This window comes from Enterobacter sp. EC_50 (assembly GCF_019584525.1).
GTDB lineage: Bacteria > Pseudomonadota > Gammaproteobacteria > Enterobacterales > Enterobacteriaceae > Enterobacter > Enterobacter roggenkampii.
The window spans coordinates 52,405-65,257 of record NZ_VDAF01000012.1 but is presented as its reverse complement, the minus strand read 5'-3'; the positions used below and the strand labels follow the sequence as shown (position 1 = coordinate 65,257).

Genomic DNA, 12,853 nt, shown 5'->3' with positions numbered 1-12,853 from the left:
ATTTTGCGAGCCAGCGCACAGTTGTGCATTCTCTCAATAGCAGTGTGAAATAACGTAATTGAGCAACCCAAAATGTCTATTCACTATTACTCCTGTATCAACGACTCGCCGCATACCCTGATTATGGAGCTCAATATGCAAGCTTATTTCGACCAACTCGATCGTGTTCGTTACGAAGGCCCAAAAACGACCAATCCTTTAGCATTTCGTCACTACAACCCGGATGAGCTGGTGCTGGGTAAGCGCATGGAAGATCATCTGCGCTTTGCCGCCTGTTACTGGCATACCTTCTGCTGGAACGGCGCCGATATGTTCGGCGTGGGCTCCTTTGACCGCCCGTGGCAGCAGCCGGGTGAGGCCATCGAACTGGCAAAGCGCAAAGCCGATGTGGCGTTTGAGTTCTTCCACAAGCTGAACGTGCCGTACTACTGCTTCCATGACGTTGACGTGTCGCCGGAAGGGGCGTCGCTGAAAGAGTACCTGAACAACTTTGCGCAGATGGTGGATGTACTGGCGGCAAAACAGCAGGAAAGCGGCGTGAAGCTGCTGTGGGGCACGGCAAACTGCTTCACTAACCCACGCTACGGCGCAGGTGCGGCAACCAACCCGGATCCGGAAGTGTTTAGCTGGGCGGCCACGCAGGTGGTGACGGCAATGAATGCCACGCATCAGCTGGGCGGCGAAAACTATGTCCTGTGGGGAGGCCGTGAAGGCTATGAAACCCTGCTCAACACCGACCTGCGTCAGGAGCGCGAGCAGATTGGCCGCTTTATGCAGATGGTTGTCGACCACAAGCACAAAATCGGCTTCCGCGGCACGCTGTTGATTGAGCCAAAACCGCAGGAACCGACGAAGCACCAGTATGACTACGACGTGGCGACGGTGTATGGCTTCCTGAAGCAGTTCGGTCTGGAAAAAGAGATCAAAGTGAACATTGAAGCCAACCACGCCACGCTGGCGGGCCACTCTTTCCACCACGAGATCGCGTCGGCGATTGCGCTGGGCATCTTCGGCTCTGTCGATGCGAACCGTGGCGATGCACAGCTGGGCTGGGACACCGATCAGTTCCCGAACAGCGTTGAAGAGAATGCGCTGGTGATGTATGAGATCGTCAAAGCGGGCGGCTTCACTACCGGCGGCCTGAACTTTGACGCCAAGGTGCGTCGCCAGAGCACCGACAAATACGATCTGTTCTACGGCCACATTGGCGCGATGGACACCATGGCGCTGGCGCTGAAGGTAGCGGCACGTATGATTGAAGACGGCGAGCTCGATAAACGCGTGGCGAAGCGCTACAGCGGCTGGAACAGTGAGCTGGGCCAGCAAATTTTGAAAGGTCAGTTATCGCTTGCGGAGATCGCGAAGTACGCTGAACACCATCAGCTGGCGCCGCAGCACCAGAGCGGGCACCAGGAGCTGCTGGAAAATCTGGTCAACCACTACCTGTTCGATAAATAACGGCATCCAGCTTGTAGGCCCGGTAAGCGCAGCGCCACCGGGCATTTTCACTTAAGGAATCCACTATATGTATATCGGGATCGATCTGGGCACATCGGGTGTGAAAGCCATCCTGTTAAGCGAGCAGGGCGACGTGTTAGCAACGCAGACTGAAAAGCTGCAGGTTTCACGTCCGCATCCGCTGTGGTCGGAACAGGACCCGGAGCAGTGGTGGCAGGCAACGGAACGTGCAATCAAGGCGTTAGGTGAACAGCATTCTCTGCGTGACGTGAAAGCGCTGGGGATTGCCGGGCAAATGCACGGTGCAACCTTGCTGGACAGCGAGCATCGCGTGTTGCGTCCTGCGATCCTCTGGAATGACGGCCGTTGTGCGGAAGAGTGTGCGCTTCTTGAGGCGCGCGTACCTACGTCTCGTGAGATTACCGGCAACCTGATGATGCCCGGCTTTACCGCGCCCAAGCTGCTGTGGGTGCAGAGACACGAGCCGGAGATTTTCCGGCAGGTGGCGAAAGTCCTGCTGCCGAAAGACTATCTGCGCTTTCGTATGACGGGCGATTTTGCTTCCGACATGTCCGATGCCGCCGGCACGATGTGGCTCGACGTGGCGAAACGTGACTGGAGCGAGGCGATGCTGGATGCCTGCCACCTGACCCGTGAACACATGCCCGCGCTATTCGAAGGTAGCGAGGTAACAGGCACATTGCTGCCGGACGTTGCGGAACGCTGGAATATGTCTGCCGTGCCGGTGGTTGCCGGGGGCGGTGACAATGCCGCAGGGGCCGTGGGCGTCGGCATGGTTGAGGCAGGTCAGGCGATGCTGTCGCTGGGAACCTCTGGCGTCTATTTTGCCGTCAGTGACGGCTATCGCAGCAATCCCGAAAGCGCGGTGCACAGTTTCTGTCATGCGCTGCCAGGAAAATGGCATTTGATGTCGGTGATGCTGAGTGCAGCGTCGTGCCTGGACTGGGCGGCGAAGCTGACCGGGATGGCCGATGTTCCTGCGTTGATTGCCGCAGCACAGCAGGCGGATGAAAATGCCGGTACCGTCTGGTTTTTACCGTATCTGTCAGGCGAGCGTACGCCACACAACAATCCGGAAGCGAAAGGGGTGTTCTTTGGCTTAACCCATCAGCATGGTCCGGCAGAACTGGCGCGTGCGGTTCTCGAAGGCGTCGGATATGCGCTGGCTGACGGAATGGACGTGGTTCACGACTGCGGCCTGAAACCCGCAAGCGTCACCCTGATTGGCGGCGGTGCGCGAAGCCCTTACTGGCGACAAATGCTGTCGGACATCAGCGGGTTGCAGCTGGATTTCCGCACCGGTGGCGATGTTGGCCCCGCGCTCGGCGCCGCGCGTCTGGCGCAGATTGCTATGAACCCGGAAAAACAGCTTTCACAACTGCTGCCGCAGCTTACGCTTGAACAGGCACATTTGCCTGACGCGGCGCGCCATGCGCGGTACGCGGAAAGGCGCGACGTGTTCCGCAAAATCTACCAGCAGCTGCTGCCGCTGATGACGTAAATTCGCTTGTCCGGGAGAGGCACGAGGATGTCCTTTTTTGGTCTGTGCGTGCCTTCCTTTCCTTGCCAGTATGGTGTCACACCCACTGGCGAGGAGAACCATCATGTCACGCATTGCACTCATCAACATTGATACTCAGCAGTCCTTCCATCACCGCAATTACTGGCAGGAGGATGACATTCCCGCTTTTCAGCAGGCGATGCTGGGTCTGATTGAAGGCTGCCAGGCGCGCGGTATTCCGGTCGTTGATATTTTTCATGTGGATGAAGACGGCCCATTTACGCTGGAAAGCGGCTATGTCAAACCGATGGCCTTTTTGCGTCATCAGCCGGATGTGGTTTTCCAGAAACACGTCCATAATGCCTTCACGGATACCGGGCTCGATCGCTGGCTGCGCGAGCGTGATATCAATAGTGTGATTATCTGCGGCATTCGCACGGAGCAATGCTGTGAAACCACCGCCCGGGTGGCATCCGATCTGGGTTATGCTGTGACCTTTGTGAGCGAGGCAACGCTGACGTTCCCCATGACGTACAGGGGCATTACCCTTAGCGCAGCGGACATTCGCCACCGTACCGAAACGGTACTGTCCGGGCGTTTTGCCGACATTAAAACGGTAGCGGAGACGCTGGAGTCACTGTAATGCCCATCGACGTCTGGTTCGTGATGTTGCCCGGGGTGCTGTCATTAGATATGACGGGCCCGGCAGAAACCTTTGTGCTGGCTGGCGACGCGTTTCGTCTGCATTACATTGGCCCGCAACCTGACGTGCCGACGTCGATAGGCCTGACGATGAGCGGCATTCAGCCGCTGCCGGAACGTCTTCCCGAGGGGAGCCTGCTGGTATTGCCCGGCGTGAGTGACTCCCGCTCTCAGTTTTCGACGCCGCAGGCGTTACGGATACAGCACTGGCTGATGCGCCTGCAGCCGATTATTCAGCGCCGGGATATCACGGTGATGTGCGTCTGTTCTGGCGCGCTGCTGGCGGCGAAATCGGGCCTGCTGAATAACAAACAGTGCACAACTCACCATGACGTTATCAGCCGTTTACGCACCGCGGCCCCTACGGCGACGATTAAAGAAAACCGCATCTTTGTGCAGGACGAGAACATCTGGACCAGCGCGGGGATCACGTCGGGCATCGACCTGGCGCTGCATATGATTAACCGCCTGTGCGGCCCCGAAAAGGCGCTGAATGTGGCGCGCGAGATGGTGGTCTGGTTCCGCCGTTCTGGTGACGATCCCCAGCTCTCCCCGTGGCTACGCTACCGCAATCATCTTCATCCGGCGATTCATCGGGCGCAGGATGCGCTCACCGCCGAGCCGCAAAAAGCGTGGAGCTTGCCTGATATCGCCGCGCTGGCGCACGTCAGCCCGCGCCATCTTACCCGGCTTTTCCAGACTCATTTAGGCATTAGTGTCCGCGATTATCTGGAGCAGCTGCGTCTGGCGGTGGCGGAACAGTGGCTATTGCAGGGGCGCGGCGTGGAGCAGGCTTCCCTGGCGGCAGGGTTTTCCTCCCCGCGCCAGTACCATCGCGCGCGGCAGCGAAGCGTTAGCTGACGAAGCGGCGAACGTCTATTTTTTGCAGCAGCATCGACAGCAGCAGGCTGATCGCCAGGGTCGCGGCAAAAATCCAGATGATATCCAGCACCGGCCAGGTTTTTAGTTCAACCCCTCTTGTCCGAAGCGCGTGGATCACCAGCGCGTGAAAACCGTAAATCCCGAGAGAGTGTCGTGAAATGACGCTCAGTACGGGAAGGGGACGCGCATTCAGGGTGTTTTTAACGAGCGTGAGCAGCGATACGGCACAGATAAAGACCATCGGCCCGCAGTAGAGATACCAGGTATCGGCAAAATTACCGCGCCATTGAAGCTCATGCAGCGTCCCGCGTGAAATCACCGCCACGCTGGCGATAAACAGTGCCCCGCAGAGCCAGTTCAGACCGCGTTTTTGCGTGTCCATCATCCCGATGGCGCGCCCCAGCATGCCGTAAAGCACGTAATAGAAGGTATCGCCGTTGATATACAGGTTCACCGGCAGCCAGTCAAATCCGTCGATTTTCTGCGAGACCGTATTCGGGTTGGCGACAATGCCAATCACCACCATCAGGGCCAGAAGCATTTTCCCGCTGACGTTTTTCACCTGAATGAGCGGAGAGACCAGATAGATCACGATAATGGCGAAGAAGAACCACAGGTGGTAGAACACCGGTTTTTGCAGCAAATATTTGAGGGATAACCCGGCGTTAATGGAGGTGAACAGGGTGATATAGAGCAGGGCAACGGCGCTGTAGAACCCCAGGCAGGCCGCGATGCGGATGAAGTGCCGCGGCTGCGCGCTGCGTTCGCCAAAAAAGAGAAAGCCGGAAATCATGAAGAACAGCGGCACGCTGACGCGCGACGCAGAGTTGAGAATATTGGCGATATCCCAGTTAACGGGGCTGATGCTGTGGGCGTTCGTGACGTACCAGGTCGTCGTGTGGATCATGACCACCATCAGACACGCTATTCCTCGCAGGTTATCAATCCAGTTAATTTTTGACGGCATCAGTTCCTCGTATTCCCTGTAAAGTGAGTGTGACTCCCATTGTCCAAAAGTCTTCGTTTGGAAAATTCTGAGTTTTATTCGCAGGCTTGCCGGGAGACCACGAGATTCGCAGAATGGCTGACCATAATCTATAAACGTGTTGATACTAAAAATAACAGCCACTGACCAGGACGGTAATAAAAATGATGATGAAGCGTGTGGCATCACTCTTTCTGCTTTTCATGCTGGCAGGATGCAGTGCGCCACAAGAAGCACCAGTGCAAAAAGCCCAGCAGGGCAAAATGAGCCCGGAACGTTCACTGAATATGGAGTCACTCTGCAAGGACCAGGCCGCACGCCGCTATAACTCGGACGTGCAGAAAATCAACGTCACCGGGTTTGAGCGCTTTCAGGGCAGCTATGAGCTCAAGGGCTATACGGCGCGTAAAGAAGGCTTTGTCTGCTCGTTTGATGCGGACGGCCAGTTTTTACACCTCTCCATGCGCTAGCCTGCTCGCATAATCAACAGCCAGACGCCGTCAGCGCCCTGGCGTGAATGCTTATTTCCCAATTTTCCCTAAACAACCCCGTTTCGTACTGTATATCTTGCAGCCAGCGGGTATACTGGTCCCTTCCATTTAAAACCACACGTATCCAGCACGAAATACTATGCAAAAGTTTGATACCAAGACCTTCCAGGGCCTGATCCTGACCTTACAGGATTACTGGGCTCGTCAGGGCTGTACCATTGTTCAACCTTTGGACATGGAAGTCGGCGCCGGCACTTCACACCCGATGACCAGCCTGCGCGCGTTGGGGCCAGAGCCAATGGCGACCGCGTATGTGCAGCCTTCCCGTCGTCCGACCGATGGTCGTTACGGTGAGAACCCGAACCGTCTGCAGCATTACTATCAGTTCCAGGTGGTGATTAAGCCATCACCCGACAACATTCAGGAACTGTACCTCGGGTCGCTGAAAGAGCTGGGTATGGATCCTACCATTCACGACATCCGTTTCGTGGAAGATAACTGGGAAAACCCAACGCTGGGTGCCTGGGGTCTGGGTTGGGAAGTGTGGCTGAACGGCATGGAAGTGACCCAGTTCACTTACTTCCAGCAGGTTGGCGGTCTGGAATGTAAGCCGATCACCGGTGAGATCACCTACGGTCTGGAACGTCTGGCGATGTACATTCAGGGCGTAGACAGCGTTTACGACCTGGTCTGGAGCGACGGCCCGCTGGGTAAAACCACCTACGGCGACGTGTTCCATCAGAACGAAGTGGAACAATCCACCTATAACTTCGAATACGCGGACGTGGACTTCCTGTTCACCTGCTTCGAGCAGTATGAGAAAGAAGCGCAGCAGCTGCTGGCGCTGGAGACTCCGCTGCCGCTGCCTGCCTACGAGCGTATTCTGAAGGCCGCCCACAGCTTCAACCTGCTGGACGCCCGCAAAGCGATCTCCGTGACTGAACGTCAGCGCTACATTCTGCGTATTCGCACCCTGACCAAAGCCGTTGCAGAAGCTTACTATGCGTCCCGTGAAGCCCTTGGCTTCCCGATGTGCAACCGAAACAAATAAGAGGCGGCCATGTCTGAGAAAACTTTCCTGGTGGAAATTGGCACCGAAGAGCTGCCACCAAAAGCCCTGCGCAGCCTGGCTGAATCTTTTGCTGCGAACGTGACTGCCGAGCTGGATAACGCTGGCCTGGCGCACGGTAAAATTGAGTGGTTTGCTGCTCCGCGTCGTCTGGCGCTGAAAGTGGCAAACCTGGCGGCGTCTCAGCCGGATCGCGAAGTCGAAAAACGTGGCCCGGCGATTGCCCAGGCGTTTGACGCGGAAGGCAAGCCGAGCAAAGCGGCGGAAGGCTGGGCGCGCGGCTGCGGCATCACCGTCGATCAGGCCGAGCGTCTGACCACCGATAAAGGTGAGTGGCTGCTGTATCGTGCCCATGTGAAAGGCGAAAGCGCGGAAGCGCTGCTGCCGGACATGATTGCCACGTCTCTGGCGAAGCTGCCCATTCCTAAGCTGATGCGCTGGGGCGCGTCCGATGTGCACTTCGTGCGTCCGGTTCACACCGTGACCCTGCTGCTGGGCGACACCGTTATTCCGGCGACCATTTTGGGCGTGGCGTCCGATCGCGTGATTCGCGGCCACCGCTTTATGGGCGAGCCTGAGTTCACCATCGACAATGCCGACCAGTATCCGCAAATCCTGCTGGAGCGCGGCAAGGTCATTGCTGACTATGAACAGCGTAAAGCCAAAATCAAAGCGGACGCGGAAGACGCGGCGCGTAAGATTGGCGGTAAAGCCGATCTGAGCGACAGCCTGCTGGAAGAAGTGACCTCGCTGGTGGAATGGCCGGTTGTGCTGACCGCGAAGTTCGAAGAGAAATTCCTGGCCGTTCCGGCTGAAGCGCTGGTTTACACCATGAAGGGTGACCAGAAGTACTTCCCGGTCTATGCCAACGACGGCAAGCTGCTGCCAAACTTCATTTTCGTGGCGAACATCGAATCGAAAGATCCGAGCCAGATTATCTCCGGTAACGAGAAGGTCGTGCGCCCACGTCTGGCGGATGCCGAGTTCTTCTTCAACACCGACCGTAAAAAGCGTCTGGAAGATCATCTTCCACGCCTGCAGACCGTACTGTTCCAGCAGCAGCTGGGTACGCTGCGCGACAAGACCGACCGTATTGCGGAGCTGTCCGGCTGGATCGCTCGTGAAATCGGTGCCGACGTTAACCACGCGACGCGTGCGGGCCTGCTCTCCAAGTGTGACCTGATGACCAACATGGTGTTCGAATTTACCGACACCCAGGGCGTGATGGGCATGCACTACGCGCGTCACGATGGCGAAGCGGAAGACGTGGCGGTTGCCCTGAACGAGCAGTATCAGCCGCGCTTTGCGGGTGACGAACTGCCGTCCAACCCGGTAGCTTGTGCTGTCGCAATTGCCGATAAGATGGACACCCTGGCGGGTATCTTCGGTATCGGCCAGCATCCGAAAGGCGACAAAGACCCGTTTGCGCTGCGTCGTGCTGCGCTCGGCGTGCTGCGTATCATCGTTGAGAAGAACCTGAACCTGGATCTGCAGACCCTGACCGAAGAAGCGGTGCGTCTGTACGGCGACAAGCTGACCAACGCCAACGTTGTGGATGACGTGATCGACTTTATGCTCGGTCGTTTCCGCGCCTGGTATCAGGATGAAGGTTACACCGTCGACACCATTCAGGCGGTGCTGGCGCGTCGTCCGACCCGTCCGGCTGATTTCGATGCGCGTATGAAGGCGGTTTCCCACTTCCGTACGCTGGAAGCGGCATCTGCTCTGGCGGCGGCCAACAAGCGTGTCTCCAACATCCTGGCGAAGTCCGACGAGACGCTGAACGAGCGTGTGAACGCCGCGACGCTGAAAGAGCCGGAAGAGATCGCCCTGGCGATGCAGGTTGTGGTGCTGCGCGACAAGCTCGAGCCGGTCTTCGCGGAAGGTCGCTACCAGGAAGCGCTGGTGGAGCTGGCCGAGCTGCGTGACGTCATCGACGCCTTCTTCGAGAAAGTGATGGTAAACGTAGAAGATAAAGAGCTGCGTATTAACCGTCTCTCTATGCTCGAGAAACTGCGTGAGCTGTTCCTGCGCGTGGCGGATATTTCGCTGCTGCAGTAATGTGCCCGTTGTGACAAATGCTAAAAACCCGCTTCGGCGGGTTTTTTTATAGTGTGTTGCTGAAAATTTAACCTTGAAATGGTCAACCCATTCCCGCTATCCTTATCCCCGTTAACTTTCTCGCGCTGGAGTGCCCCCCAAAAATGAACAAACACGACTGATGAATTTCGATCCTTGCTAAACGCCATCGCGTCGGCAGGGGATGTTTTGATTTCATTCAGGAGTGCTTATGGCTCATTTTGCGCAGTCCCCTTCTTTTATTTTGCATCAGGTCACCTGTCAGTTTCCGACGGGCGATACCCTTTTTGGTCCGCTGAATCTCACGCTGGAACCCTCCCTGTGCGCGCTGGTTGGCCGCAACGGCAGCGGAAAAACGCGTCTGCTGCGTCTGCTGGCGGGGCTGGACGAACCGGCTACCGGTCATATTGAACGCTTTGGCTCGCATGCCTGGGTGGCGCAGCAGCATGTTATTTCTTCGCAGACGACGCTGGCTGAACTTCTCGGGTATGACGCGATTTTTACTGCGCGAAAGCGCATTGACAGCGGCGATTACCAGCCTGACGATCTGGCGTTGCTCGACGGCTACTGGGATATCGCCGAACGTCTGAGCGAAGCGTTTATCAATGCGACGCTCCCACCGTTTGAGCCTGATAAGCCCGCCATAGAACTCAGCGGCGGCGAGCGCATCCGCGCCCTGCTGTGCGGGGCGTTTACGGCGGGCGCGGACTTTCTTCTGCTGGACGAACCGACTAACCATCTGGATCGACAAGGCCGGGCGTGGTTCTACGACCAGTTGAGTCGGTATCAGGGCGGCGTGCTGGTGGCCTCCCATGACCGGGAGTTACTGGCTCATGTACCCCGTATCCTTGAACTGAGCGGTTCGGGTCTGCGCAGCTACGGCGGGAATTATGCGGATTATCAAACCCAGCGCGATGCCGAACAGCAGGCGGCCCGCGCGGCGCTGGAACATGCGGCAACCGAGCGCAAACGCACCCGCGCGCGCATGCAAAAAGAGCATGATGACAGCCAGCGGCGGTCGGCAAAGACGTTACGCACCGTCGATACCCTGAATATCGCGTCGTTCGAGCGGGTCAAATATAAAGGCGCGGCAAAGGAACGTATCGGCACCTGGAAAAAACAGCACAGCGAGCAAAACGAAGCGCTGAACGCCGCGGTAAACAAGGCGCGTGAACGCGTTGAAGACGATAACCCGGTGATGTTCACTTTACCGGGGAGTCAGATCCCGGAGGGGAAGCAGGTGCTGGTGCTGGAGGATCTGGTGCTGCAGCATGTACCTGTTCCTCCGCTCAACTGGCGGATGGACGGACCGATGCGCGTGGCGTTAAAGGGACCAAACGGCTGCGGGAAGTCGACGCTGTTAAAAACCCTCCTCGGCGAGGTTGCCCCCCGTTCGGGTAGCTGTAAAGTGTCCGTCAGCTGCGCTTATCTCGACCAGCATCTCTCCCGTCTCGATCTCTCGCAGTCGGTCATGACGCATCTCAATTTGAGTCATACCCCTCTGGAAGAGGGGGTATTGCGAACCCGTTTAGCGCAGCTTCAACTGGGGGCTGACAAAGTGATGCTCCCATTGGCGGCGCTCAGCGGCGGTGAGCGTCTTAAGGCTGCCCTGGCCTGCATGCTGTGGCGCGCGGAAGCCACGCAGCTTCTGCTGCTGGATGAACCGACCAACCATCTGGATCTGGCTTCAGTCCAGGCCATTGAAGCGGCGCTGGCCGGTTTCCCTGGGGCACTGCTGGTGGTATCACACGATGAGGCGTTTTTAAGCGGCTTAACGTTAACGCATGCGCTGGTGTGGGAAGAGGCAGGTTGGCGTTGTGATAGCCTGTAAAACACAAGCCCCCGCAAAGGCGGGGGCATTCAATCTTCACTACGCGATCTGCTTGCTGAGTGCAGGGTTGGCCTGAATCAGGCGCATCAGCCGTAACTCGGTTGGGGTGGGTTTCTCACGTTTTGACTCCCACTCCTGCACCATAGCCACGCTGACACCCATCGCTCTGGCGAATTCTTCGGTTTTCAGTCCTGTCCCTTTGCGCAATTGCTCATATTCTGTAAAGGGATTGGATTTTTGTTGCAGGGTAATCGTCTGCGGTACATCTTTAAAAATGATCTGTTCCAGGCTGCTCAGCAGCTCAAACTCAGGATCTTTATATTCCATTGAGGACTCCTCTTAAATCTCACATCGTGATCAAGAACATCAGAGAGCCAGTTAAGAATAGTCCCTAATACCAACCCAGGATCGTCACGGGTGTGATTAATCGTGCGGTAACGATCGCTGTATCCGATTCAGCAATATGGAGAGTTATGCTAATTCCCTGATTAGTCATATGTCGGCTTCGCCAGGTATTTTTTTGTAAATGGTAAGAAATAAATCGGCAATAGCCGTTTTGCATGAAAAGAGTATCTTGCAAGGCTGACCTGGACTATCCTTGTCAGCGTCGGGCACGCGTGTGCCGGTGTGCGCTTTTTTGGGTGAAAGGAGTAATAAAATGGCGACAGGAAAGTCCTGCTCTCGCTGGTTTGCGCCTATTGCGGCGTTGTTGATGGTTGTTAGCCTGAGTGGGTGTTTTGATAAAGAAGGCGATCAGCGCAAAGCGTTTATCGATTTTCTGCAGAATACAGTGATGCGCAGCGGCGAGCGGTTGCCAACGCTAACTGCGGATCAGAAAAAGCAGTTTGGCCCCTTTGTGTCCGATTACGCCATTCTTTATGGTTATTCACAGCAGGTGAGCCAGGCGATGGATTCCGGTATCCGCCCGGTAGTGGATAGCGTGAACGCCATCCGCGTTCCACAGGATTACATGACGCAGCGTGAACCATTGCGTCAGTCCAACGGTGCGCTTGGCGTGCTGAGCCAGCAGCTGCAGAATGCGAAAATGCAGGCTGACGCGTCACGTTCTGCGCTGAAGCAGGGCGACGATCTCAAACCGGTCTTCGACAAAGTGTATGAGAAAGTGGTGACCAAACCGTCAGAAGCACTGCAACCGTTGATTCCGGCCGCGCAAATCTTCACGCAGCAGCTGGTCCAGGTGGGTGACTTTATTGCCCAGCAGAATACGCAGGTAAGCTTTGTTGCCAACGGTATTCAGTTCCCGACCTCCCAGCAGGCAAGCCAGTACAATACGCTGATTGGGCCGCTGGCCTCTCAGCATCAGGCCTTCAGCCAGGCCTGGAGTGCCGCAGTCGCTGCCACAGAATAAACCGAAAAAACCCCGCTTCTGGCGGGGTTTTTTTATGCGTTGCGAAAATAACGCTTGTCATTCCTCTACCACATCGGTATAACTATTCCCGTCGGTTTGTTACACAGACCTAAAGCAGTTTAGTAAAGCAGTCCAGATTGTTATCCATAGATACCCTTCGTAGTGACCCTTCCTTCATCGCTTAAAAATCTGTAACGCAATCCATCAAGCCGGAAGGCACAATATATTTGTTAATAAGGTAATTTCTATGTCTGCTAAAATGACTGGTCTGGTAAAATGGTTCAACGCTGATAAAGGTTTCGGCTTCATCACTCCTGACGATGGCTCTAAAGACGTGTTCGTACACTTCTCTGCTATCCAGAACGATGGCTACAAATCTCTGGACGAAGGTCAGAAAGTGTCCTTCACCATCGAAAGCGGCGCTAAAGGCCCAGCAGCTGGTAACGTTGTAAGCCTGTAAGCTTC

General features: G+C 56.2%; 12 protein-coding genes. 10 read left to right on the top strand and 2 right to left on the bottom strand.

All coding sequences use genetic code 11. The features are described from left to right. Window positions 1-135 precede the first annotated feature (135 nt). The 4 genes from xylA to FHC48_RS11730 all read left to right on the top strand — a co-directional run bounded on the left by xylA (window position 136) and on the right by FHC48_RS11730 (window position 4,543). Complete coding sequence (xylA, locus tag FHC48_RS11745; RefSeq protein ID WP_119312291.1) at window positions 136-1,458, top strand: xylose isomerase; 1,323 nt, start codon at window positions 136-138, stop codon at window positions 1,456-1,458. Window positions 1,459-1,525: 67 nt separating this feature from the next. Beyond that, entirely contained in the window at window positions 1,526-2,980 is a 1,455-nt protein-coding gene (gene xylB / locus FHC48_RS11740) for a xylulokinase (protein WP_025910511.1), read from the top strand. Between the two features lie 103 nt (window positions 2,981-3,083). Next, entirely contained in the window at window positions 3,084-3,623 is a 540-nt protein-coding gene (locus FHC48_RS11735; RefSeq protein ID WP_023326455.1) for an isochorismatase family protein, read from the top strand. Next, the gene (locus FHC48_RS11730) at window positions 3,623-4,543 is read left to right on the top strand and encodes a GlxA family transcriptional regulator (protein ID WP_059364273.1); all 921 of its coding nucleotides are present in this window, start codon (window positions 3,623-3,625) and stop codon (window positions 4,541-4,543) included. The genes FHC48_RS11735 and FHC48_RS11730 overlap by 1 nt, the downstream gene beginning before the upstream one ends. Here the strand turns inward: FHC48_RS11730 and FHC48_RS11725 are convergent. After that, the gene (locus FHC48_RS11725) at window positions 4,536-5,531 is read right to left on the bottom strand and encodes an acyltransferase (protein WP_059364275.1); all 996 of its coding nucleotides are present in this window, start codon (window positions 5,529-5,531) and stop codon (window positions 4,536-4,538) included. The genes FHC48_RS11730 and FHC48_RS11725 overlap by 8 nt on opposite strands. Window positions 5,532-5,713: 182 nt before the next feature. On the opposite strand from FHC48_RS11725, the gene FHC48_RS11720 reads away from it, so the two are divergent. The 4 genes from FHC48_RS11720 to FHC48_RS11705 all read left to right on the top strand — a co-directional run bounded on the left by FHC48_RS11720 (window position 5,714) and on the right by FHC48_RS11705 (window position 11,019). After that, on the top strand, window positions 5,714-6,019 hold the full coding sequence (locus tag FHC48_RS11720; protein ID WP_023294837.1) for a YsaB family lipoprotein: 306 nt from the start codon (window positions 5,714-5,716) through the stop codon (window positions 6,017-6,019). A gap of 160 nt (window positions 6,020-6,179) precedes the next feature. Continuing rightward, entirely contained in the window at window positions 6,180-7,091 is a 912-nt protein-coding gene (gene glyQ / locus FHC48_RS11715) for a glycine--tRNA ligase subunit alpha (RefSeq protein WP_003860141.1), read from the top strand. Window positions 7,092-7,100: 9 nt separating this feature from the next. Further along, window positions 7,101-9,170: a glycine--tRNA ligase subunit beta gene (gene glyS / locus FHC48_RS11710; protein ID WP_008502753.1), complete on the top strand. Its 2,070-nt coding sequence runs from the start codon at window positions 7,101-7,103 to the stop codon at window positions 9,168-9,170. Window positions 9,171-9,399: 229 nt separating this feature from the next. After that, window positions 9,400-11,019 carry an ABC-F family ATP-binding cassette domain-containing protein gene (locus FHC48_RS11705; protein ID WP_059364277.1) on the top strand — a complete coding sequence of 540 codons (1,620 nt, stop codon included), beginning with the start codon at window positions 9,400-9,402 and terminating at the stop codon, window positions 11,017-11,019. A 39-nt stretch (window positions 11,020-11,058) separates the two neighbouring features. On the opposite strand, the gene FHC48_RS11700 is transcribed toward FHC48_RS11705, so the two are convergent. Beyond that, window positions 11,059-11,346: an HTH-type transcriptional regulator gene (locus tag FHC48_RS11700; protein WP_008502755.1), complete on the bottom strand. Its 288-nt coding sequence runs from the start codon at window positions 11,344-11,346 to the stop codon at window positions 11,059-11,061. 331 nt (window positions 11,347-11,677) lie between these two features. On the opposite strand from FHC48_RS11700, the gene FHC48_RS11695 reads away from it, so the two are divergent. Further along, window positions 11,678-12,388: a DUF3053 domain-containing protein gene (locus FHC48_RS11695; RefSeq protein WP_008502756.1), complete on the top strand. Its 711-nt coding sequence runs from the start codon at window positions 11,678-11,680 to the stop codon at window positions 12,386-12,388. Window positions 12,389-12,635: 247 nt separating this feature from the next. Next, window positions 12,636-12,848 (top strand): RNA chaperone/antiterminator CspA, encoded by a 213-nt coding sequence (gene cspA / locus FHC48_RS11690; RefSeq protein WP_003860775.1) that lies wholly within the window; start codon window positions 12,636-12,638, stop codon window positions 12,846-12,848. Window positions 12,849-12,853: the final 5 nt, after the last annotated feature.

Bases quoted from the DNA above. Each gene is read 5' to 3' on its own strand.
- xylA (WP_119312291.1), top strand. From the start codon at position 136: ATGCAAGCTTATTTCGACCAACTCGATCGTGTTCGTTACGAAGGCCCA.
- xylB (WP_025910511.1), top strand. From the start codon at position 1,526: ATGTATATCGGGATCGATCTGGGCACATCGGGTGTGAAAGCCATCCTG.
- FHC48_RS11735 (WP_023326455.1), top strand. From the start codon at position 3,084: ATGTCACGCATTGCACTCATCAACATTGATACTCAGCAGTCCTTCCAT.
- FHC48_RS11730 (WP_059364273.1), top strand. From the start codon at position 3,623: ATGCCCATCGACGTCTGGTTCGTGATGTTGCCCGGGGTGCTGTCATTA.
- FHC48_RS11725 (WP_059364275.1), bottom strand. From the start codon at position 5,531: ATGCCGTCAAAAATTAACTGGATTGATAACCTGCGAGGAATAGCGTGT.
- FHC48_RS11720 (WP_023294837.1), top strand. From the start codon at position 5,714: ATGATGATGAAGCGTGTGGCATCACTCTTTCTGCTTTTCATGCTGGCA.
- glyQ (WP_003860141.1), top strand. From the start codon at position 6,180: ATGCAAAAGTTTGATACCAAGACCTTCCAGGGCCTGATCCTGACCTTA.
- glyS (WP_008502753.1), top strand. From the start codon at position 7,101: ATGTCTGAGAAAACTTTCCTGGTGGAAATTGGCACCGAAGAGCTGCCA.
- FHC48_RS11705 (WP_059364277.1), top strand. From the start codon at position 9,400: ATGGCTCATTTTGCGCAGTCCCCTTCTTTTATTTTGCATCAGGTCACC.
- FHC48_RS11700 (WP_008502755.1), bottom strand. From the start codon at position 11,346: ATGGAATATAAAGATCCTGAGTTTGAGCTGCTGAGCAGCCTGGAACAG.
- FHC48_RS11695 (WP_008502756.1), top strand. From the start codon at position 11,678: ATGGCGACAGGAAAGTCCTGCTCTCGCTGGTTTGCGCCTATTGCGGCG.
- cspA (WP_003860775.1), top strand. From the start codon at position 12,636: ATGTCTGCTAAAATGACTGGTCTGGTAAAATGGTTCAACGCTGATAAA.